General features: G+C 54.2%; 21 protein-coding genes and 1 riboswitch. Of the genes, 19 read left to right on the top strand and 2 right to left on the bottom strand.

Going from position 1 to position 20885, the window contains the following annotated elements; all coding sequences use genetic code 11:
- Nucleotides 1-19: 19 nt before the first annotated feature.
- From def to spoVM, 10 genes are all read left to right on the top strand, one after another.
- A complete protein-coding gene (gene def / locus IEW11_RS16190) occupies nt 20-505 on the top strand; it encodes a peptide deformylase (protein WP_188532104.1) in 486 nt (161 codons plus the stop codon).
- Between the two features lie 4 nt (nt 506-509).
- Nucleotides 510-1460 carry a methionyl-tRNA formyltransferase gene (gene fmt, locus IEW11_RS16185; RefSeq protein ID WP_188532103.1) on the top strand — a complete coding sequence of 317 codons (951 nt, stop codon included), beginning with the start codon at nt 510-512 and terminating at the stop codon, nt 1458-1460.
- On the top strand, nt 1457-2869 hold the full coding sequence (rsmB, locus tag IEW11_RS16180; protein ID WP_188532102.1) for a 16S rRNA (cytosine(967)-C(5))-methyltransferase RsmB: 1413 nt from the start codon (nt 1457-1459) through the stop codon (nt 2867-2869). Before fmt ends, rsmB begins: the two co-directional genes overlap by 4 nt.
- An 86-nt stretch (nt 2870-2955) precedes the next feature.
- Nucleotides 2956-4002 carry a dual-specificity RNA methyltransferase RlmN gene (rlmN, locus tag IEW11_RS16175; RefSeq protein ID WP_229725342.1) on the top strand — a complete coding sequence of 349 codons (1047 nt, stop codon included), beginning with the start codon at nt 2956-2958 and terminating at the stop codon, nt 4000-4002.
- 7 nt (nt 4003-4009) lie between these two features.
- Entirely contained in the window at nt 4010-4765 is a 756-nt protein-coding gene (locus IEW11_RS16170; RefSeq protein ID WP_188532100.1) for a Stp1/IreP family PP2C-type Ser/Thr phosphatase, read from the top strand.
- An 8-nt stretch (nt 4766-4773) separates the two neighbouring features.
- Nucleotides 4774-6918 carry a Stk1 family PASTA domain-containing Ser/Thr kinase gene (gene pknB / locus IEW11_RS16165; RefSeq protein WP_188532099.1) on the top strand — a complete coding sequence of 715 codons (2145 nt, stop codon included), beginning with the start codon at nt 4774-4776 and terminating at the stop codon, nt 6916-6918.
- Nucleotides 6902-7852, top strand: a complete 951-nt coding sequence (rsgA, locus tag IEW11_RS16160; RefSeq protein ID WP_188532098.1) for a ribosome small subunit-dependent GTPase A — start codon at nt 6902-6904, stop codon at nt 7850-7852. The genes pknB and rsgA overlap by 17 nt, the downstream gene beginning before the upstream one ends.
- 3 nt (nt 7853-7855) lie before the next feature.
- On the top strand, nt 7856-8515 hold the full coding sequence (gene rpe / locus IEW11_RS16155) for a ribulose-phosphate 3-epimerase (protein ID WP_188532097.1): 660 nt from the start codon (nt 7856-7858) through the stop codon (nt 8513-8515).
- Entirely contained in the window at nt 8512-8814 is a 303-nt protein-coding gene (locus tag IEW11_RS16150; protein WP_188532096.1) for a hypothetical protein, read from the top strand. Before rpe ends, IEW11_RS16150 begins: the two co-directional genes overlap by 4 nt.
- A gap of 169 nt (nt 8815-8983) precedes the next feature.
- Nucleotides 8984-9064 (top strand): stage V sporulation protein SpoVM, encoded by an 81-nt coding sequence (gene spoVM / locus IEW11_RS16145; RefSeq protein ID WP_010345573.1) that lies wholly within the window; start codon nt 8984-8986, stop codon nt 9062-9064.
- Nucleotides 9065-9241: 177 nt separating this feature from the next.
- On the opposite strand, the gene rpmB is transcribed toward spoVM, so the two are convergent.
- The gene (gene rpmB, locus IEW11_RS16140) at nt 9242-9430 is read right to left on the bottom strand and encodes a 50S ribosomal protein L28 (RefSeq protein ID WP_188532095.1); all 189 of its coding nucleotides are present in this window, start codon (nt 9428-9430) and stop codon (nt 9242-9244) included.
- A gap of 504 nt (nt 9431-9934) precedes the next feature.
- Between rpmB and IEW11_RS16135 the strand changes: the two genes are divergently transcribed.
- The 5 genes from IEW11_RS16135 to IEW11_RS16115 all read left to right on the top strand — a co-directional run bounded on the left by IEW11_RS16135 (nt 9935) and on the right by IEW11_RS16115 (nt 15419).
- Nucleotides 9935-10294, top strand: a complete 360-nt coding sequence (locus tag IEW11_RS16135; protein WP_188532094.1) for an Asp23/Gls24 family envelope stress response protein — start codon at nt 9935-9937, stop codon at nt 10292-10294.
- A gap of 13 nt (nt 10295-10307) precedes the next feature.
- Nucleotides 10308-12110, top strand: coding sequence for a fatty acid kinase ATP-binding subunit FakA (gene fakA, locus IEW11_RS16130; protein WP_505799482.1), 1803 nt, complete (start codon nt 10308-10310; stop codon nt 12108-12110).
- 27 nt (nt 12111-12137) lie between these two features.
- Nucleotides 12138-12995 (top strand): DegV family protein, encoded by an 858-nt coding sequence (fakB, locus tag IEW11_RS16125; protein WP_188532093.1) that lies wholly within the window; start codon nt 12138-12140, stop codon nt 12993-12995.
- 10 nt (nt 12996-13005) lie between these two features.
- Nucleotides 13006-15060 (top strand): ATP-dependent DNA helicase RecG, encoded by a 2055-nt coding sequence (gene recG, locus IEW11_RS16120; protein WP_188532140.1) that lies wholly within the window; start codon nt 13006-13008, stop codon nt 15058-15060.
- A gap of 71 nt (nt 15061-15131) precedes the next feature.
- Nucleotides 15132-15419, top strand: coding sequence for a stage VI sporulation protein F (locus IEW11_RS16115; protein ID WP_188532092.1), 288 nt, complete (start codon nt 15132-15134; stop codon nt 15417-15419).
- Nucleotides 15420-15447: 28 nt separating this feature from the next.
- On the opposite strand, the gene IEW11_RS16110 is transcribed toward IEW11_RS16115, so the two are convergent.
- Nucleotides 15448-16116 (bottom strand): SOS response-associated peptidase, encoded by a 669-nt coding sequence (locus IEW11_RS16110; RefSeq protein WP_188532091.1) that lies wholly within the window; start codon nt 16114-16116, stop codon nt 15448-15450.
- A gap of 172 nt (nt 16117-16288) precedes the next feature.
- Between IEW11_RS16110 and IEW11_RS16105 the strand changes: the two genes are divergently transcribed.
- From IEW11_RS16105 to IEW11_RS16090, 4 genes are all read left to right on the top strand, one after another.
- Entirely contained in the window at nt 16289-17629 is a 1341-nt protein-coding gene (locus IEW11_RS16105) for a DUF2515 domain-containing protein (protein ID WP_188532090.1), read from the top strand.
- Between the two features lie 139 nt (nt 17630-17768).
- Nucleotides 17769-19022: a DNA polymerase IV gene (locus IEW11_RS16100; protein ID WP_229725340.1), complete on the top strand. Its 1254-nt coding sequence runs from the start codon at nt 17769-17771 to the stop codon at nt 19020-19022.
- Complete coding sequence (locus IEW11_RS16095; RefSeq protein ID WP_188532089.1) at nt 19019-19501, top strand: YhjD family protein; 483 nt, start codon at nt 19019-19021, stop codon at nt 19499-19501. The genes IEW11_RS16100 and IEW11_RS16095 overlap by 4 nt, the downstream gene beginning before the upstream one ends.
- A gap of 69 nt (nt 19502-19570) precedes the next feature.
- Nucleotides 19571-19682: riboswitch (TPP riboswitch) on the top strand.
- Between the two features lie 248 nt (nt 19683-19930).
- Nucleotides 19931-20872 (top strand): ABC transporter substrate-binding protein, encoded by a 942-nt coding sequence (locus tag IEW11_RS16090; protein ID WP_188532138.1) that lies wholly within the window; start codon nt 19931-19933, stop codon nt 20870-20872.
- Nucleotides 20873-20885 lie beyond the last annotated feature (13 nt).

The following is a 20885-nucleotide window of genomic DNA, read 5'->3' as shown; positions in this document are numbered from 1 at the left end:
GGTAAAGGAAGGGAAGGCCATGGCCATCCGAATTATCGTGAAGGATCCGGATCCCGTATTGCGGGAAAGAGCAAAGGAAGTTACGAAATTTAACGCGAATTTACAAAAGCTGCTAGGCGATATGGCAGACACGATGTATGATGCTGAAGGCGTCGGCTTGGCTGCGCCTCAAATCGGCATCCTTAAACGCGTCATCGTTGTAGATGTAGGTGACGAGCACGGTTTGATCGAAATGGTTAATCCGGAAATTATCGAGCAAGACGGGGAACAATTGGGCCCTGAGGGCTGCTTGAGCATCCCGGGCATTAACGGGGACGTCAAGCGTGCCCAGCGGATCAAGGTCAAAGGCCAGGATCGCAACGGAGCTGAATTCATTGTGGAAGCGACGGATTTTCTGGCCCGCGCGTTCCAGCATGAGGTAGATCATCTAAACGGCGTGTTGTTTACCGATTTGGCGGAAAACGTCTACGATATTACAACGAAGCCACGAGCAAATGGAGAGTGAAAGAATGCGTATTGTGTTCATGGGAACGCCTGATTTTGCCGTTCCATCGTTGAACTTATTATTGGATAACGGGTATGAGGTGGTAGCTGTCGTGACGCAACCCGACCGCCCCAAAGGAAGAAAACGCACATTGACTCCACCACCGGTTAAAGAGGCTGCGCTGCTGCGCGGCCTTCCTGTTCTACAGCCGGGACGCATGCGCGACCCGGAGGCGATCCGGCAAGTCGCGGCATTCGAACCGGATTTGATCGTCACAGCGGCGTATGGGCAAATCTTGCCGAAGGCAGTGCTCGAGCTGCCGCGGCTGGGCTGTATTAACGTGCACGGCTCGTTACTGCCCCAATATCGGGGAGGTGCGCCGATTCAGCGTGCTATTATGAATGGCGAGACGGTAACAGGCGTAACGATCATGTATATGGCCGAAGGTCTGGATACGGGCGATATGATCAGCCGGGTTGAAGTGCCGATCGCCGAAGGGGATACCTCCGGCACGATGTTCACGAAGCTAAGCCTGGCGGGAGCGGAGCTGCTGGGCGCAACACTGCCTTCTATCATTAGTGGAACGGTAACGCCGGAGCCGCAAAATGATGCCGAGGCGACCTATGCCCCGAACCTGTCCAGGGAGGACGAGCGAATCGACTGGACCCGACCGGCTGGAGAGATCTTTAATCAGGTGCGAGGCCTGGCTCCAATGGCAGGCGCATTTACTTATTTGCACGGTGAAGTTTTCAAGGTTTGGGCGTGCCGGATCGCCCGTGCAGGGCAAGCCGCCGGACAAGCCGCACCGGGACAGGTGCTTGAAACAAGCGCGGACGGGATTCTTGTGCAGACTGGGGAAGGGGTGCTCGAGCTAACGTTCATTCAACCCGCAGGCAAGAAAGCAATGCCGGCCGCAGATTGGCTGAAAGGATCCCGCATCCCGGGTGGAACGACGCTTGGCGGTGAAGGATCATGACCCGCCAAGCGAAAGGAACGGCAGGGAAGCGTCCGCTTACCGCACGCGAGCTGGCTCTTGATACGTTACATAGAGTGGAACGCGATCAGGCATACAGCAATTTGCAATTGAACCGTGCACTTCAGGAGGCGGAATTATCGCGCGCCGATGCCGGACTGGCCACGGAATTGGTCTACGGTACGATTCAGCGGCAGGGTACGCTTGATTATTGGCTGGCCAAGTTCGTCGCCAAAGGATTGGATAAGCTGGAGCCGTGGGTGCGCCAGCTGCTTCGCATGAGCGCCTACCAGCTCGTCTACCTGGATCGTATTCCTCCGCATGCCGCGGTTCATGAAGCGGTGCAAATCGCCAAGCGGCGCGGGCATGCGGGAATCGCCGGCATGGTAAACGGTGTGCTGCGCAGTATGCTGCGCAGCCGTGGCGAGCTGACGATTCCTGAGAGCGCAGATGCGGCTGAGCGCATTTCACTGCAGCATTCCCACCCGCTTTGGCTGGTGAAACGGTGGATCCAAGCTTACGGGGAACAGGCCGCTGAAGCGATGTGTGCTGCCGACAATCAGCCTCCTAAGGGAAGCATTCGCATTAACCCGCTGCGCATTTCTCGCGAAGAGGCGCTGCAGCAGCTGCGCGAGAACGGCAGTGAAGCGGAGATCTCCGAGCTGGCGCCGGCGGGCATCGTCGTCACACGGGGCGGAAATATGGCCGATACGATCGGATATCGGGATGGACGATGGACTGTTCAAGACGAGAGCTCGATGCTCGTTGCCGAGGTCGCAGATCCGAAGCCCGGCATGCAGGTGCTGGATTGCTGTGCGGCACCAGGCGGCAAAACGACGCATCTGGCTGAGAAGATGAGCAATGAAGGCACAGTATGGGCCAATGATCTGCATCCGCATAAGCAAAAGCTGATCCAGGCGCAGGCGGACCGGCTCGGTTTGTCCTGTATCCGGACGGTGAGCAGTGACGCTGCGGTATTGAAGGAGCGTTTTGCGCCCGCATCGATGGATGTGGTGCTGCTGGACGCGCCGTGCTCAGGGCTTGGCGTGATCCGCCGCAAGCCGGAGGTGAAATGGACGAAGTCGCCGGAGGATATAACGGCGGTCGCGCAGGTTCAGCAGCGCTTGCTGGATGCGGTTGCCGGGCTTGTCAAGCCGGGCGGCGTATTGGTGTACAGCACGTGCACCGTAGAGAGGTCGGAGAATGAAGAGCAGGTGCTGCGATTTTTGCGCGAGCATCCCGGATATGAGCTCGACCCGAATTGGCCGGAGCCGATTATGGCGTCCCTTCGCCAAAAAGGTATAATTACAGCGGAGTTTAACGGGATGGTACAGCTTCTGCCGCATCAAGCGGATAGTGACGGTTTTTTCATCACCCGGCTTCGCAAACGCGGCCTGAATGCGGACCGGTAGTCTGTACATGGCGTTTGTGGTAAAATAAAGCGATGGTCCCGGGCATTTCCGCGGCTATACTTAAAAAGCGAAACAGGTGTGATGAGATGAAACCATTTATATATGATTATACGCTGGAGCAGCTCCAGCAGTGGATGAAAGAGAACGGGGAGCCGTCTTTTCGGGGCGCCCAGCTCTTTGATTGGCTTTATGTAAAACGGGCCAAAGGGTTTAAGGACATGACCAACCTGCCCAAAGCGCTGCGTGAGAAGCTGGATGAGCAGTTCGCATTCGTCACGCTGCAGGAAATCACGAAATTTGAATCCAAGGACGGAACCGTGAAGTTCTTGTTCGGCCTGCATGATAACCATGCGATTGAAACGGTCATTATGCGGCATAATTACGGAAACAGCATCTGTGTGACGACGCAGGTGGGCTGCCGCATCGGCTGCACGTTCTGCGCATCGACGCTCGGCGGGTTGAAGCGCAATCTGACCGCCGGTGAGATTGTCGCCCAGGTGGTAACCGCCCAGCAAATGCTGGACGCAACTGGCGAACGCGTCTCCAGTATCGTCATCATGGGTTCCGGCGAACCTTTTGAGAACTACGACGCGACCATGGCTTTTCTCCGGATTATGATTCACGAGAAAGGGCTGAATATCGGCCAGCGCCATATTACCGTGTCAACAAGCGGCATCGTGCCCAGCATCTATAAATTCGCGGAAGAGAATACGCAGATCAATCTGGCGATTTCCATACATGCGCCCAATGATGCGCTGCGCTCCAAGCTGATGCCGGTCAACCGGCGTTTCCCGTTCGAAGAGGTCATGGAAGCCTGCCGGTACTACATTGCGAAGACCGGACGAAGGATTACCTTTGAATACGCATTGATCGGCAGTGTCAATGACCGGCCCGAGCATGCGGAGGAGCTCGCCGATGTGCTGAAGGATATGATGTGCCATGTCAATTTGATCCCGGTCAATCATGTGCCGGAGCGTGATTATGTGCGGACGCCCCGCGAGGATATCTTTGAATTCCAGCGCATTCTGGAACGGAAAAAAATCAATGCCACCATCCGCAGGGAGCAAGGCCATGACATTGCGGCGGCTTGCGGTCAATTACGAGCGAAACATATGGAGTCCCAGACGAGGTGAAGACAGGTTGAACACGGCAAATCGAAGTGATATCGGTCGCATTCGTATGGTAAATGAAGACCGTTCCTGGGTCGGCTTTCTCGATCATGGCGTCACGCTGGCGATTGTCGCGGACGGCATGGGAGGCCACCAAGCAGGCGATGTGGCCAGTCAATTGGCCGTAGACGCATTCAGGGACGCGCTGACGGAACTGCCGGCAGATCTAAGCACAGAGCAGGCTAAGCTGCTTATTCGACAAGCGATTCTGCAAGCTAACGAGGTCGTGTATGATGTAGCCTCGCAGAATGAACAGTACCACAATATGGGAACGACCGTGGTCGCCGTCCTTCTGCAGGAGAAATGCGTTGTTATCGGGCATATCGGAGACAGCCGGGCATACAAAATAAGAGACGGGCTGATATCGCAGCTGACCGAAGATCATACGCTTGTTAATGAGCTTGCAAAGAACGGTCAGATCAGCCCCGAAGAAGCGGCTACCCACCCTCGGCGCAACGTGCTGACACGGGCGCTTGGAACCGATCCGCAAGTAGAGGTCGATGTCCGAGCGCTCCCATGGAAATCCGGAGACATGCTTCTGCTTTGCAGTGACGGGCTCAGCAACATGATCAGCGAAGAAGAAATGCTCGGGACGCTGCAATCCGAGGATTTGAATCTTGACGGTAAAGCGGACCGTCTCGTCGAGTTGGCTTTGCAAGCGGGAGGCGACGATAATATAACCGTCGTACTGCTGCAGGACGATTCCGAGGCGGAGCAAGAGGGGTGAGAAATAACATGATCGGACACGAACTAGGCGGTCGATATGAAATCATAGAGCGGGTTGGCGGCGGCGGTATGGCGCTTGTGTATAAAGCGCACGACATTCTGCTTAACCGGAATGTTGCGGTTAAAGTGCTGCGGCAGCAATTTGTGCATGATGAAGAATTTATTCGCCGTTTCAGGCGCGAGGCGCAATCTGCGGCATCGTTGTCGCATCCGAACGTGGTCAGCATTTACGATGTGGGTCAAGAGGACGAAACGCATTATATTGTTATGGAATATGTGGAAGGCAGCAATCTTAATGAGGTCATTCTGGAGCGTGCTCCTCTTCAGGCGGACGAAGCGGTGCGCATTGCCCTGCAGATCTGCGACGCGCTCGAGCACGCCCATCATAATCAAATCATTCATCGCGATATTAAACCTCATAATATTCTTATCGGCAAGAACGGCCGGGTCAAGGTGACGGATTTCGGCATCGCCCGTGCAGTGACTTCTTCCACAATCACACAAACAGGTTCGGTTGTCGGTTCTGTGCATTACTTCTCTCCAGAGCACGCCAAAGGGGTAAGCACAGGGGAAAAATCAGACTTATACTCGCTTGGGATCGTGCTGTATCAGATGCTGACGGGCCGGCTGCCATTTCTCGGGGAAAGCCCCATCAGCGTGGCGCTCAAGCATCTTCAGGAAGATTTTGAAGAGCCACGGGCGGTCAACCCGCATATCCCGCAAAGCGTGGAGAACATCATTCTCCGCTCTATGCGCAAAAACCCGGCCGAACGTTATGTATCGGCTGATGAAATGCAGCAGGATCTGGAAACCTGCTTGCTGCCTGAACGTCTGAACGAGCCGAAAATCGAATTTGGCGATGAGGATCCTGAAGCGACACGGGTCATGCCGGCGATCAAGGGCAGCGGCGAAGTGAGTCCTGCGGTATCGGGCCTGGCAGCATCAGCGGCCAATATTTCCGGCGGCGACACGGATGATCGCTGGAATTCAACAGGCTTGGCGGAGCCGGGCAAACGGAAGTGGGTCAAGCCTGTCGTCACCGTCGTGGTTACCCTGCTTATCCTTGCCCTGCTGTTCTTGGGCTTCCGGTTATTTCTGGATTACATCGATACGGATGAAGTGGATGTGCCTTACGTTGTCGGCATGACGGAGCAGGAAGCGCGCGGCAAGCTGGAGGAAGCGGGCCTGAAAGTAGAAGAGCCGATTATTCGTGAAATTAGAGACGATGTTCCAATCGATGTCGTGTTTGACCAAACGAAGCAGAATATGACCGTTAAAGCGGGTTCATTCGTTAAATTGTATGTCAGCCTCGGACCTCAGATGGAGCAGATGGGCAATTATGTGGGCCAGAGCTATACTGATGTTAGAAACAGCTTGATAACGCTTGGCGTAAGCGAGGATAGCATTACGAAGGAAGATGTATTCTCCGAGCAGCCGTCCGGGACAATCATCTCGCAAACGCCGGCTAATAACGAGGAATTCGATCCGAAGACAGTGGAAATTCACTTTACGGTAAGTAAGGGGCTTGAAACGTTCGAGATGCCCAATTTGGTTGGCTTGACGGAGAAGGAAGCGATACAGAAAATTATCGACAGCCAGCTTACGCTTGGACCGGGCAATGGCATCGTGAAGGAACCGGGTTATTCTCCGACAGGCCAGGTCACGGAGCAGTTTCCTTATAAAGCCGGGGATCCTGTAGCGAAAGGCGCTGAGGTTTCGATTACAGTTAGCTCCGGCTTGCCTGAAGAAGCACTGAGGTATACGTTCAATATTTCGATATCTCCCGCAGTAGCAGGCAAATCAAGCGAGATCCGGATTGTTTATTCCGATGCCCGCGGCGAGAATGTTGAATGCTGCAAACGAACGATCAGCGATACGCAATCTTTCCCGGTCGATGTTGTGCTCGCTCCGAATACGGAAGCCAGAGTCACCGTCTATCGCGATAATGAGTGGGTCGATATGTTCTCGAAAACGTATGACGAGGTTAGGTCGGGGGATGCCGGTTCATCGGAGACGATCCCAGGTACGCAGCCGCAGCCGCCGGCGGAACAACCGGTTCAAGCCGAGGAACCGCCAAACGGCCCCAACGGTGATGAACCTGTAGATCATAATCCTAGTAGTAATAACGGGGGTAACAATGACGAGCAGCAGTGAAGTTACGACCGGCCGGATTGTAAAAGCGCTCAGTGGATATTATTACGTAATGCCTGAGGATGCTGACGCATCCTCAGGCACTATTCAATGCCGCGCACGCGGCATTTTTAAGAAAAAAGGCTTGTCTCCGCTTGTTGGGGACCGCGTCGTATTCAGCCGGACGGAGAACGGCGAAGGGATGGTAGACGAAATACTGCCCCGCCGTTCCGAGCTCATCCGTCCTCCCGTCGCTAATGTGGAACTGGCCGTGCTCGTATTCTCCGTATCTGAACCCGCGCTTAACCTGCAGCTGTTGGACAAGTTTCTTGTTCATATCGAACATGCGGGCATTGATGCGGTATTATGCCTTAGCAAGCAGGATCTGACGGGCGGTTCGGAGCCTTCGGATGATGAAGGCGCACAGGGCGAGGCAGCGGCATCCGCAGAAGCGGTGGAGCGTATCTACCGGCCGATCGGATATGAGATTTATCACACGAGTTCGCGTCTTGGTGAAGGCATGGATGCGCTAAACCAGCGGCTTGCCGGCCATCTCAGCGTGTTCGCCGGGCAATCCGGCGTCGGGAAGTCCTCCTTGCTGAATGCGATTGTCCCGGGCTTATCGCTGGAAACGAATGAGATCAGCAGCAGACTGGGACGAGGAAAGCATACGACGCGCCATGTAGAGCTGATCGAGATCGGGGGCGGCGGCTTAGTGGCGGATACACCGGGCTTCAGCCAGCTTGATTTCACGGAGCTGGGGGTCGAGGAGCTTAGCAGCAGCTTCCGGGAATTCCGGCCGTATGCTGAAGCCTGCAAATTCCGCGGTTGCACGCATGTGCATGAGCCCGGCTGCAAGGTGCTCGAAGCGTATCATGAAGGCGCAATCGAGGCCAGCCGATATGACCATTATGTATTGTTCCTTACAGAGATGAAAGAAAAAAAGCGGAGGTATTAATTCATGTCCATTATTGCGCCATCGATCCTCTCAGCGGATTTCGCAAAGCTAGCAGAGGACATAAAGGATGCGGAGCGGGGGGGTGCAGACTGGATTCACGTTGACGTGATGGACGGGCATTTCGTGCCGAATCTTTCATTCGGCCCGCTGGTTGTTGGCGCTGCTCGCCCTCATACGAAGCTGCCGTTCGATGTGCATCTGATGATCGAGCAGCCGGAGAAGTACATTGCCGAGTTCGTGGAGGCCGGTGCCGACCGGATAACGGTGCACGCTGAAGCATGCGTCCATTTACATCGCGTGGTGCATTTGATCCGCGAGCACGGACTCCCAGCCGGCGTAGCGCTGAATCCGGCAACGCCGCTTTCGGCGGTACAGCATGTGCTGGATGATATCGATATGGTATTGATCATGACCGTGAATCCCGGCTTCGGAGGCCAGCAGTTTATTCCTCAGGCGCTTCCCAAGCTAAGAGAGCTGCGTCAGCTGCTTACAGCGCACGGCCGGGAGGAAGTGCTGATTGAAGTGGATGGAGGCATTAATGCCGACACCGCGCCGCTTGTAAGGGAGGCCGGGGCGGATGTGCTTGTGGCGGGCAATGCCGTGTTTGGTGTTGCAGACCGCGCGGCTGCCATCGCTGCGCTGCGCCCTGGAGGCAAACGATGAATGATGTGAACGAAATGCATGAACCGTCAAGGCTTAAGACCTCGTTATGGGTCTTGCTGTACAGTCTGGTTTGCGGTGCGCTTTTATCCGTATTTTCAATCGTTACGGAGCTCGGCCTTTTTCGATATGTTTTCTCGCTTGCAGCCCTTTTCTTAGGGATCCGATTTTTTAGGAATTATGACAAGATATCGACGCGTGTTATCTTTATTGTGCTCTCCATCGTTTTTTATTTTATGACAACGATCATTGCCACGGTGATTCTGATTGCTAACGGGCAGATCGAACTGCCTGCCGAATAAGCGCAGTGCATTACATACCGTTTGCGGGACGTCATTTTGCGCTTGGAATAGGACAGACCGGCATCGCATAGGATGGTTACATGAGGAATTGATTCTCGTGTAACCATTTTTGGTATGTATTGAATACAATAAAGTGAATTCGATGAGCGTGGCTGAGGAGGGATGGAGCATGAAGTTTTACACGATCAAGTTGCCGAAATTTCTGGGCGGTTTCGTGAAGGCAATCCTGAACACCTTCCAAAAAAACTAGTTCCGAAGCACTCGCTGTCGAATGATCGTGAATAGTAAGTGCAGGGTGGGCGATTCGCGATGATCGTATAGCTTGGTTGAATGGCTTCTTTGTCAGATAAGGAAAAATATTCCTTAGTCTGCAGTAAAAAAAGCACCTGATTTTACAGGTGCTTTTTGTCTATGGCGGATGATGCCATTATACGCGGGTTACTTTGCCGGATTTCAGCGCGCGCGTGCTGACATAAACGCGTTTTGGTTTGCCGTCAACAAGAATGCGAACCTTTTGCACGTTGGCGCCCCAAGTGCGTCGGTTTTTGTTGTTCGCGTGGGAAACGTGGTTGCCTGTTCCCGGGCCTTTGCCTGTAATGAAACATTTGCGAGACATGAAATACACCTCCTTTTATAATGCAAGTGCTAATTACAGTTCTGTGTAATTCACTTGCATTGATGCTGCAAGTGCTAATTACACAGATTTGCGCAATTCAATCGGCATTAACACTGCAGTGCTGATTACAAATTCGAAAGTCATTCACTTGGCAGCAACACTGCAAGTGCTAATTGTATATGTAAACAATCCACTTGTCAGAAATCACTGTCTGAACAAACACTAAAATATCATATCATAAACACTTTTTGAAATCTACCCCCGATGCGCGTCAAATTGCCTGTCATTGGTTATGTTATACAGTAGATTTACGCTTTTTGCGCAGTGCCTCCCGAAAATAGGAACATCAGCTAATATTGTTTCAAAAATCAATAAAATATGGCGTGAGAAGCAGAAAATACGCGATAATTACAGAAGATCGATGTCAAAGGCTTCTATATCGCTTTTTTTTATAGTACAATGTTGATTAGTCCATAATACATACAAAAAAGGAAGTGAGTTTTCATGCCATTACAATTAAGTACGGATCTTGGTAAAGTGTTCATTACCGACGAAGTCATTTCCATTATCGCCGGTTCTGCGGCCATGGAGTGTTATGGACTGGTAGGCATGGCATCTCGCAAACAACTCAAAGACGGCATCGCCGAGCTGCTTGGACGGGAGAATCTGTCCCGAGGTGTTGAGGTTCGCCGGGAAAATGAATTTTTGCACATTGACTTGTACATCATCGTAAGCTACGGTACAAAAATATCGGAAGTGGCGCATAACATTCAGTCTAAAGTCAAGTACGTGCTGAATGATGTGGTTGGACTTCAGGTCGATCATGTCCATATTTTTGTCCAAGGCGTACGCGTATCTCGGTAGGGAGGGGTCTCCGGTGAGTAAGCGCTTTATTAATGGAGCAGATTTTGCAAATATGGTTTTTAGAGGTGCGGACTGTCTGCAGCGGCATGTGGATCACGTCAACGCACTCAATGTGTTTCCTGTACCAGACGGTGACACGGGAACGAATATGAATTTAACAATGAGCGCGGGAGCGCAGGAGCTCCGCGGCAAGCCTTCGGATTCGATTGGCAAAGCTTCGGAGGTGCTGTCGAAGGGGCTTCTCATGGGAGCGCGCGGCAATTCCGGGGTCATTCTGTCCCAATTGTTCCGGGGCTTTGCGCGCAGCATTGCAGGCATCGATCAGGTGAGTCCGGCGCAGTTCGCTACAGCTCTGCAGCACGGTGTAGATACCGCTTATAAAGCGGTTGTGAAGCCGGTTGAAGGTACGATTCTTACGGTTGCCAAGGAAGCGGCCAAGCATGCCGTTTACTATGCAAGACGCACGACGGACATCGTGGATTTAATGAACGAAGTACATAATAAAGCGCTTGAGGCGCTTGCGCGGACACCGGATCTGCTGCCTGTGTTAAAACAGGTAGGAGTGGTTGACTCGGGCGGCCAAGGTCTTGTTTATATTTATGAAGGGTTTTTACAGAGCTTGACAGCCTCGGAGACGGACGATCCGTCGCAAGGCTTGTTCTCACAAGGGGCGACAGCCGGCGCAGCGCCGGTCAAGACGGTGCCGTCGCTTCCTATCTCTGCGCAAGCTCGCTTGGCAACCGATCAGATTGAATTTCTGTATGACATGGAGTTTTTTATCAACCGCAACCAGGGGGCTGCTCCAGGAGTCCGGTTTGATGAGGAAGCCTTTAAAAAATCGCTCGCCAAGGATGGGGATTCGATCCTCGTCATTGCCGAAGAGGATATCATTAAAGTGCACGTTCATTCGCGCAGGCCCGGGGATGTGCTTAATCTTGCGCTCCCATACGGAGAGTTGACAGAGATGCACATTCTGAATATGCGGGATCAGCATCGCGATTTGCTGCATGACGGCACCGTGTACGATGAGCGAAGCGAGGAGCAGGAAGCGGCGAGAGGGCCGTACACTGAAGCCGGGCAAGATTTGGCGGCTGCGGTGCCCACAGTGCTGACAGGAGCGCCGGTGCAAAGCGAACCTCCGGCCGAGGTGTACGAATTGGCGCCTTATGGTATTGTCGCTGTGGCGATGGGTGAAGGGATTTCGACTATTTTCCTGGACAACAATGTTGACATTGTTCTTTCTGGCGGGCAAACGATGAATCCGAGCACAGAAGATTTTGTGCAGGCGATTGCTTCTCTGCCTGCTGAGCACATCTTCTTGCTTCCGAATAATTCCAATATCATATTGGCGGCCCAGCAAGCGGCGGAGCTTAGCGAACGAAGCGTTACCGTCATTCCGACGAAGACGATTCCGCAAGGCTTGGCTTCACTGCTGGCATTCAAGGATCACGAGACGCCGGAACGTAATGCCTCGTTCATGCAGCAGGCGGCTGAGCAGGTGCAGTCGGGACAAGTGACCTATGCGGTCCGCGACACGGTGCTCGATGAGTTGACGATATCGGAAGGCGATTTTATCGGGATTCAAGAGAAAACAATCGTCGCCGCTTCCCCGGAATTGCAGCAAACATGCAGGGAGCTTCTCTCGCGCATGATCAGCCAAGGCGGCGAGCTGGTTACGGTGCTGACCGGTGAAGGGGCAGCCGAGGAAGAGACGGCGGCATTGTCCGATTGGATCAGGACGGAATTCCCGGACGTCGAGCTGGAAGTGCACAGCGGCGGCCAGCCGTTATATCCGTACCTTTTTGCGGTCGAATAAATCGAATAGAAAGAGGAGGCGGAACGAATGAGCTCAAAGATCAGAATTGTAACGGACAGCACATCGGACATCCCATCCGATGTGCGGGAGCGCTTGGGCATTGAGATGGTACCGCTCAAGGTTCATTTTGGCGTCGATGTATTTATGGACGGGGTAACGATTGAATCGGATGAATTCTACACGAAGCTGGCTGCTTCCGAGAAGCTGCCCACTACCTCGCAGCCGTCTCCGGCTGATTTCATGGAGGTTTATCAGCGGATACTGCAGGAAGAGCCGGGCGTGCAGATTATTTCGATCCATCTCTCCTCTGCGCTCAGCGGCACGTATCAATCCGCCGTACTGGCGAACTCGCTGATCGAGGAAGAAGCGGATATTACGGTGATCGACTCGAAATCCGCATCCTATGGCTTCGGCAAGATCGTGGTGGCGGCGGCGCAGATGGTACAAGCAGGCAGCACGAAGGAAGAAATATTAGCCGAAGTGCAGCGTCTGCGAAATGGGCTGGGGCTGTATTTTCTGGTCGATACGCTTGAATTTTTGCAAAAAGGCGGTCGAATCGGCAAGGCGGCGGCATTATTCGGCACGATTCTCAATATTAAGCCGATTCTGACCGTTGACGATGAGGGGACAGTCGCCCCTGTTGACAAGGTACGCGGGAAGAAAAAGGCCATGCAGCGTATTGTCGATCTGTTGAAAGAGGACTTCGGCAATGATCCGGTTCATATCACACTGGCCTATTCCAAGTATGAAGCAGGAGCGCAGGAATTGCACGAGCTGGCGAAGGTTCATTTTAATATACAAGAGACGAATTATACGAAAATAGGCGCAGTTATCGGTACGCATGTCGGACCGGGAGCGGCTGCGATCTTTATGTTTAGGGCGTGAGAACAACATGATGGCGCTGGATTTGAATCAGCTATCCGTCAGACAAATTAAAGGCGTGAGCGCTCCGAAGGAAAAAGAGCTTCACGCCTTTGGCGTTCATACGGTGGCAGATATGCTCGAATATTTTCCGTTCCGCTATGAGGATTATCGGATCCGCGATTTGGCTGAGGTGAAGGATGGCGAGAAAATTACCATTCAAGGCAAAATCATGGGGATGCCGGTGCTGCAGCGCTACGGCCGGAGCAAATCAAGGTTATCCTGCAAGGTCGCCGTTGACCGTTGGCTGGTGACTGCGGTGTGGTTCAACCGTCATTTCCTGCAGGATCAGCTTGTGCCGGGAAGAGAGATTGTGCTGACCGGCAAATGGGATCAGCGGCGGCTGCAGCTGACGGCTGCGGATTCGGAATTTCCGGATAAGGGAACCGCCAAATCGGGAACGCTTCAGCCGGTCTATTCTGTAGGCGGATCGATTACGCAGACATGGATGCGCAAAACGATGTCGCAGGCGCTCGTCCAGTACGGGTCCATGATTGAGGAAGTGCTGCCGCGTGAATTGATCGACAAGCACCGGTTAATGCCGCGGCGGGACGCGATTGCCCGCATCCACCGGCCGGAGGACACGAAGGAAGGGCAGGATGCGCGGCGGCGGATGGTATATGAGGAACTGTTTTTGTTCCAACTTAAGCTGCATGCCTTCCGTACACTCACACGCAATCGGATGGACGGCGTTGCGCATGCAATCGATAATGAGGCGATCCTGTCGTTTGTAAAGGCGCTGCCCTTTGATTTGACGGAATCGCAGAAGAAAGTGACCAATGAGATTTTGCATGACATGAGGCAGCCCTATTGCATGAACCGGCTGCTGCAGGGGGATGTCGGCGCCGGCAAAACGATCGTCGCGGCGATTGCGCTCTATGCGGCCATAAAAGCGGGACATCAGGGCGCATTGATGGTGCCGACCGAAATATTAGCGGAACAGCATCTGCGCTCCCTGCAGAAGCTGTTTGCCGAGTACGGGGTGCAGGTCGGCCTGCTGACCGGCAGCATGACCGAACGGCAGCGGCGGGATGTGCTTGGCGGTATGCAGATGGGACTGATCGATATCGCAGTCGGCACGCATGCGCTCATTCAAGAAAATGTGCTGTTCCGCAGCCTTGGTCTGGTCGTTACAGATGAGCAGCACCGGTTCGGCGTGAATCAGCGCAGCATTCTCAGGCGCAAAGGGATGAATCCCGACGTGCTGACGATGACGGCCACCCCAATTCCGAGGACGCTTGCGATTACCGCCTTCGGCGATATGGACGTCTCTACGCTGCGCGAACGCCCGCAGGGGCGTAAAGCGATAAAAACGTACTGGGTCAAACACGATATGATGGATCGGGTGCTTGGATTCATAAGGCGGGAAGCTGGGGCCGGGCGTCAGGCCTACATCATCTGCCCGCTGATTGAGGAGTCAGAGAAGCTGGATGTCCAGAACGCCATCGATCTGCACATCCAAATGCAGCAGGCGTTTCCGGATTTACGTGTCGGGCTGCTGCATGGAAGGATGCCGGCGGCGGATAAGGATGAAACGATGCGGGCGTTCAGCCAAAACGAGGTGCAGGTGCTCGTCTCGACGACAGTGATCGAGGTGGGCGTCGACGTGCCGAATGCAACGCTCATGATCATCATGGATGCGGAGCGCTTCGGGCTGTCCCAGCTGCATCAACTGCGGGGACGCGTCGGACGCGGCGAGCACCAATCGTTCTGCGTGCTCATCGCCGATCCGAAATCGGAAACCGGGCAGGAGCGAATGAAGGTGATGACCGAGACGGATGACGGCTTTGAGGTGGCGCGCCGCGATCTGGACCTGCGCGGCCCCGGGGATTTCTTCGGGACGAAGCAGAGCGGGCTGCCGGATTTCCGCATCGCGGATATGGTGAGTGATTTTGCGGTGCTGGAGACGGCCCGGGATGATGCGGCCGAGCTTGTGGCCAGGCCGGAATTTTGGCAGCAGCCTGAATATGCCGGGCTTCGGGAGCGGCTGCAGCGCGAGCAAATTTTCCAAGGAGATTTGCTCGACTAGTCAACTTCCCGCTTCCAAGGACATATAGTAAAGAGATGTCCCGTCTTTAGACCTTTTGGAGGTGTCCTTGGATGAGTTATCAAAATTACGGAATTCGGCCTGAGCTGGTCGAGCGGGTCAAGTATAAAATGAAACATCCCGCTACCAAGGAACGGATCAAAAAGCTGCTCAACGGTGTAACCAAATATGATTTAATGGACCGTGAAAAGGTGCGGAAGCTCGTCCGCTCGGCTGCTCATGCGCTGCAGGAATCACTGACGAATACCCAAGAAGAGCAGATTATCGCGTTTATAGTGGCGCAGAAGATTGATCCGAGCAATACCTTTCATCTGATTAAACTGTGGAGCATGTTTCGCTGACCTGATGGTCGGCGATTTTTTTTGCCCGTTACAGGGGTTCAATGCACATCGGATCATCGTTCTTGACGCTGCCTACCGCTGCCGCCACCGGGTAAGCCTCGAGCGCTTCGCTTGGGAATGGCAGGAGCAGCTGCTGCAGCAGGGAAGGTTCCTGGTTGCAGCGATCGAGCCATGCCGCTTCATCCTCCGGCCTTAGAATGACGGGCATCCGGTCATGGATCGGAGCCATCAGCTCATTGGGCTGCGTGGTCAGAATGGTGCAGCTGCTGATTTTGCGCCCGTCCGGGGCGACCCATGTATCGTACAGCCCTGCCATGCTAAAGATGGCGCGGTCCTTGCGCACGACCCGCATCGGTTGTTTGCCGGTTTCGGTTTTTTGCCACTCGTAAAAGCCGTCTGCCGGTATGAGGCATCTTTTGCGGAGAAACGGCTGTTTGTAGGCAGGCTTGCTGGCGACCGTCTCCGATCTGGCGTTGAGCATCCGGCTGCCGATTTTCTCATCCTCCGCCCAGCTCGGAATAAGTCCCCAGCGCAATTCGCCGATCCGGTTCTTTGTTCCGTCGTGGATGACGGCCAGCACCATTTGTCCTGGGGCCACATTATATTTAGGCCGGTGATAAGGCACCGCCGTATCGCCGATCATATATCTCAGCATCAATTCTTCCAGTGTCACGGTAATGGTATAACGTCCGCACATCGGGTCTTTGCACTCCTTTGGCGATTCGATTCGTATGGATCTGCTGCCCTCATTATAACGTGTTATAAACGGCATTCCTACTCTGTTTGCCCCAAGTTTGGCCGCTTTCCGAATGAAAAGCCCGTGAAAAGGCGGATAATGCTAGGACAGAATCCTGATAAGGGGGAGCGACATGAACAAACCATCCAAGCGCAGCGGAAAAGTGAAGCATTGGTTCGGGCGTATTGCCGCCTGGCCGGGAGCGGCGGTACATTATTTTGTAAATAAATGGCGCGGGCGCGCCGTTTCCAAGAAGCTTGCGCAGTCATCCGAAAGACTGCTTCTGAGCCCGGTGTCGCTCCAGGAGCTTTCCGACGCTTGGAAGCCGCTGGCCATGGCAGCCGTTCCGCCAGCGGGGACAGCCGAGATGGAGGCTTCACAGTCACTCGGGTCGATAGACAGCTCCTTCGCTTCCGCAGCAAGCTTCCAGGAGGAGGAACGAGCGGTCGTTGCCCGGATCCGCGAACAGACGAAACGCTGCAACCGCAATAACGTGACGCGCACCGCAGCCTACTTGGCGTTCTACCGCCGGCATCCCGAGGTGCACTGGGCTTTTCTGGCGCACATGGTATCGCGTAACGGGGGGTGGAACATGACCGATCTGCAGGGGGAACTCCTGCCCAGGCTGCTGCACCGCGCCCAGCGCGAGGCGACGTTCGGATTTTTGGAACGGGCCAATGCGCTTATTTTCGGCGATGCTTACCCGCAATTGCTGTTGTATGAAGCTGGGATGCAAGCCGGACGGGAGCTGACCCACCTGCTGCCGGCGTTTGGCGTATCCCGCTTCATGGCGCCGGTATGGTCGCAATTCTGGCGGCGCCGCGATCCGGCCATCCTGACGGTCGCTTTGATTGTGAATGAGCAGAACTTCATTGAACAGCGGATTGTCCGCCACCCTTATTACCGGAAGCATGTGCTGGATGCCGCATTTTTCGGCATGCAGTCGCTGCTGCAGCTGAATCAGATTTTGTTCCCCTATGAGCTTGGTAAAGGAAGTGTGAAGCTGGGCGGCATTATTCTGGAAGATTTCAAAGATCTTCATGAACGGATTGAATTCGGAAAGCGTCTTTATGCGATGCTGTTCAGTGTGCCCTTAATTTACGAGGGGGCGTATTCTTTCGCGTGTGCGGTGAGGCATACCGGATCGCGTACGGATTATGCCCCGCATCTGTTCTCGATGGTGCGCCACCGGCCGCGCCAGCGCAAATACCGTGAGCGGCTTGAGGGCTGCCGCCTGCGTCCCGGCGCTGAGCCGCTCTACAGCCCTGCGCTGGCCGCCGCATGGCCGGATGTCCCGTTAGAGCCGGCCGAGCCGGGTGACTGGTTCAAAGAGACGGCGAGCGCTGCCGGTTATTTCCGTGAGCTTGCGCTTCCGCGTTCCTTTGAAATTACGAATGAGTATGGTTTTGCGCTGCAGAAAGTGGAGATCGCCATTCTCGCCGCACAGCAGTTCGGCACATTTGCTCCGAAATGAACGTTTTTGCCCGATTTTCCGGAGTTTCCTGCCGCCGGGAATAAGCGGGCTATTTTTCCTCTTGCATACCGAACATACATTCGGTATATAATATAAACACGAACATATATTCTTGTATTATGATTTGGGGATGATTTAAGTGGAACGCGTCATCATGCTCGCGGATTGTCAATCGTTTTACGCATCGGTCGAGAAAGCGGCGCATCCTGAATATGAGAGCCGCCCTGTCGTGGTGGCGGGCGATCCGGCACGTAGGTCTGGCATTATTCTGGCCGCCTGCCCGCTTGCTAAGTCTTACGGCGTTACGACGGCGGAACGGCTCGGCGAAGCGCTCAGCAAATGTCCGGACCTGGTCGTCATTCGGCCGCGTATGCAAACGTATATCGACGTTTCATTGATGATCACGGAAATTTTTGAATCGTTTACGGATTTGGTGGAGCCTTTTTCAATTGATGAACAGTTTCTGGATGTGACCGGATCCATTGCTTATTTCGGAGAGCCGGAGGAGATTGCCCGCCAAATCCAAAACCGGATCCAGCTTTATACCGGGGTATGGGCGCGCGTGGGCATCAGCTCGACGAAAATGCTGGCGAAGATGGCGACGGATATTTGGGCCAAAAAAAACGAGAACGGCATTTTTACGCTGCATGAATCCAAGGTCGAGGAGCTGCTGTGGCAGCAGCCCGTCGGCCAAATGTTCGGCGTCGGCTCGCGCATGACCGCGCATTTCGGGCGGATGGGCCTGCATACGATTGGAGATATTGCAAGGCTGCCGCTTGCGGAATTGAAGAGCCGGATGCGCCTGCGCTTCGGCAAAAACAGCGATATTCAGGCGGAGCTTTATTGGCAGACGGCGCGCGGCATCGATCCGAGCCCGGTGAAGCTGGGAACGCATGACCGGCAGAAGGCGGTCGGGCACCAAATGACGCTGCCGAGGGACTACGGACTAAAGGATGAGATCAATGTCATTCTACTGGAGTTAAGCGAAGAGGTCTGCCGTCGCTCCCGTGCCAAAGGGTATATGGGGCGTGTTGTGTCCGCCGGTGCGCAGGGGGCCGATTTTGACCGGCCGACAGGTTTTTTTCGGCAAATGACGCTCACTGATCCGACCAATATTGCAGATGAGGTTTACGAAGCGGCCCGGACTGTGTTCTATGCGCATTGGGACGGTATGCCCGTGCGCAAAATCGGCGTCGTGCTGTCCGGTCTGACGGATGACGGGCAATACCAGCTTACGCTATTTGGCGACCGGGAGAGGAAGCGCAGCCTGGGGCGCGCAGCGGATGAGATCAGATCCCGGTACGGAAGCACGGCGCTGCTGCGGGCATCCTCGCTGCTGGAGGCCGCGCAGGCACATGAGAGAAATGTGAAGATCGGGGGCCACTATAGATGAGCAAAAAGCTGGAAGGGAACGGGCGGTGGGAATCGAGCCGGATGATGCTGCCCGAGCACCGGGAGCAGTATTTGGAGCGCCGGCGGCGGCCGCAGGAGGGAGAGCAGGGCAAGGCGCAGATTCCGACAAGGGAGGAGCTCGAGATGATCCGCGATGTTGTCCTGCTGCCGATGATGCTGAGCATTGTGGAGAAGAACTGCCGCGAGGTGGAGTCCTCCACTTATTCGTTAAAACGGCTGTACGTGACCGCTTCGAACGTCTTGATGAACCGGATCCACGCCGATTTGGCGCGCGTAAGGAAGGAGCTTAAACAGCGGAATATTAAAGTGTTCGAGGATGAGCGGATCGACAGCGCGGTGCACTATCATTTTGTATGCCGCGGTTACGAGGATAAATTTGCGATGCTGCGGGATGTGGTGCGTGCGGAGATGAGCGTCCGCATTGCCAAATATGTGAGGGAGATCTTCCGCTTGTCCTGATCAGCTGGTGAATGGAATAAAAGGTAGATTTTTGCCATGCGTTTGCTATAATAAGGGTAACGACAACAAAATGAAACCACGGGGAGCTGGAAAAGCCGGCTGAGAGGGTATTCCGTTGATGATACCGACCCATGACCTGATCTGGATAATGCCAGCGTAGGAACTTGTGGTGCAGCCGCTTTACGGGGTGAATTCAAGCGAATATGCAGCGTCTTCCTGATCGGGGGACGTTTTTTTGTTGCCGAAATAATGAGATAGGCTTGTAGGAAGGGGAAAGGCATCGTGCAAAACAGAAGTTGGATCCGTCAAAAATGGGGGATCGCAGCGTTGGCGCTTCTGCTGTTTGTAGCAGGCTGCGGCGGCGGAAATACCGCAACGAATACGGACACGAATACGAATGCAAATACAAATTCGAATTCGAATTCGAATATGACTACGGGGGATAACGGGACTGCAGGCGCTTCGGAGGAGCCGCTTAAGAAAGTAACCGTCGTGCTGGATTGGACGCCGAATACGAACCACACAGGATTGTATGTGGCCAGAGATAAAGGATTTTTCAAGGAGCAAGGGCTGGACGTTGAGATTATCGGGCCGGGTGAAGCAGGCGCCGACATGATGGTGGCGACAGGCGACGCCGAGTTCGGAGTCAGCTATCAGGAAGGCGTCACACAGGCGCGGATTCAGGATGTGCCGCTCGTGTCGATCGCCGCGGTCATTCAGCACAACACCTCCGGCTTCGCTTCGCCGGTCGAGAAGAACATTGTATCGCCCGCCGATTTTGAAGGCAAAACGTATGGCGGATGGGGTTCTCCGGTGGAGGAAGCAGTCATTGATTCGTTAATGCAAAATGCCGGAGCGGATGTCAGCAAGGTCAATATCGTCAGCATCGGTGACGCCGACTATTTCACTGCCGTGAAGCGGGATATTGATTTTGCCTGGATCTACTATGCCTGGACAGGCATTGAAGCCGAGCTGCGCGGTGAAAAGATGAATATGCTGTATTTGACCGATTACAGCGATAAGCTGGATTATTACACGCCGGTGCTTGTGACAAATGAGGACAATATCGCGAACAATCCCGACCTGGTGAAAGCATTTGTAGCGGGAGCGGCGCAGGGTTATCAGTTCGCAATCGACAATCCGGAGGAAGCGGCCGAGGTGTTAATTGCCGCGGAGCCGGATTTGAACGCTGAGCTTGTCCGTGCGAGCCAGAAGTGGCTAAGCCCGCGCTATCAGGATGATGCGCCGCGTTGGGGCGAGCAAAAGCGCGAGGTATGGGTGAACTATGCAGAGTGGATGCTGGAGCATAAGCTGCTGGAGAAAGAGCTGGATGCGGACCAAGCGTTCACGAACGAATTTTTGCCTGAATAAGTGAAGTAGCTGG

Source organism: Paenibacillus abyssi, from assembly GCF_014640295.1.
GTDB classification, from domain to species: domain Bacteria; phylum Bacillota; class Bacilli; order Paenibacillales; family Paenibacillaceae; genus Paenibacillus_D; species Paenibacillus_D abyssi.
This window is presented reverse-complemented; position numbering and strand designations above follow the sequence as displayed.

Coding starts and splice junctions, on each gene's coding strand:
- IEW11_RS16135 (WP_188532094.1), top strand. CDS start 9,935: ATGCCATTACAATTAAGTACGGATCTTGGTAAAGTGTTCATTACCGAC.
- IEW11_RS16115 (WP_188532092.1), top strand. CDS start 15,132: ATGAGTTATCAAAATTACGGAATTCGGCCTGAGCTGGTCGAGCGGGTC.
- rpmB (WP_188532095.1), bottom strand. CDS start 9,430: ATGTCTCGCAAATGTTTCATTACAGGCAAAGGCCCGGGAACAGGCAAC.
- IEW11_RS16105 (WP_188532090.1), top strand. CDS start 16,289: ATGAACAAACCATCCAAGCGCAGCGGAAAAGTGAAGCATTGGTTCGGG.
- rsmB (WP_188532102.1), top strand. CDS start 1,457: ATGACCCGCCAAGCGAAAGGAACGGCAGGGAAGCGTCCGCTTACCGCA.
- IEW11_RS16090 (WP_188532138.1), top strand. CDS start 19,931: ATGACTACGGGGGATAACGGGACTGCAGGCGCTTCGGAGGAGCCGCTT.
- fmt (WP_188532103.1), top strand. CDS start 510: ATGCGTATTGTGTTCATGGGAACGCCTGATTTTGCCGTTCCATCGTTG.
- def (WP_188532104.1), top strand. CDS start 20: ATGGCCATCCGAATTATCGTGAAGGATCCGGATCCCGTATTGCGGGAA.
- pknB (WP_188532099.1), top strand. CDS start 4,774: ATGATCGGACACGAACTAGGCGGTCGATATGAAATCATAGAGCGGGTT.
- rsgA (WP_188532098.1), top strand. CDS start 6,902: ATGACGAGCAGCAGTGAAGTTACGACCGGCCGGATTGTAAAAGCGCTC.
- spoVM (WP_010345573.1), top strand. CDS start 8,984: ATGAAGTTTTACACGATCAAGTTGCCGAAATTTCTGGGCGGTTTCGTG.
- recG (WP_188532140.1), top strand. CDS start 13,006: ATGGCGCTGGATTTGAATCAGCTATCCGTCAGACAAATTAAAGGCGTG.
- fakB (WP_188532093.1), top strand. CDS start 12,138: ATGAGCTCAAAGATCAGAATTGTAACGGACAGCACATCGGACATCCCA.
- IEW11_RS16110 (WP_188532091.1), bottom strand. CDS start 16,116: ATGTGCGGACGTTATACCATTACCGTGACACTGGAAGAATTGATGCTG.
- rpe (WP_188532097.1), top strand. CDS start 7,856: ATGTCCATTATTGCGCCATCGATCCTCTCAGCGGATTTCGCAAAGCTA.
- rlmN (WP_229725342.1), top strand. CDS start 2,956: ATGAAACCATTTATATATGATTATACGCTGGAGCAGCTCCAGCAGTGG.
- IEW11_RS16150 (WP_188532096.1), top strand. CDS start 8,512: ATGAATGATGTGAACGAAATGCATGAACCGTCAAGGCTTAAGACCTCG.
- IEW11_RS16095 (WP_188532089.1), top strand. CDS start 19,019: ATGAGCAAAAAGCTGGAAGGGAACGGGCGGTGGGAATCGAGCCGGATG.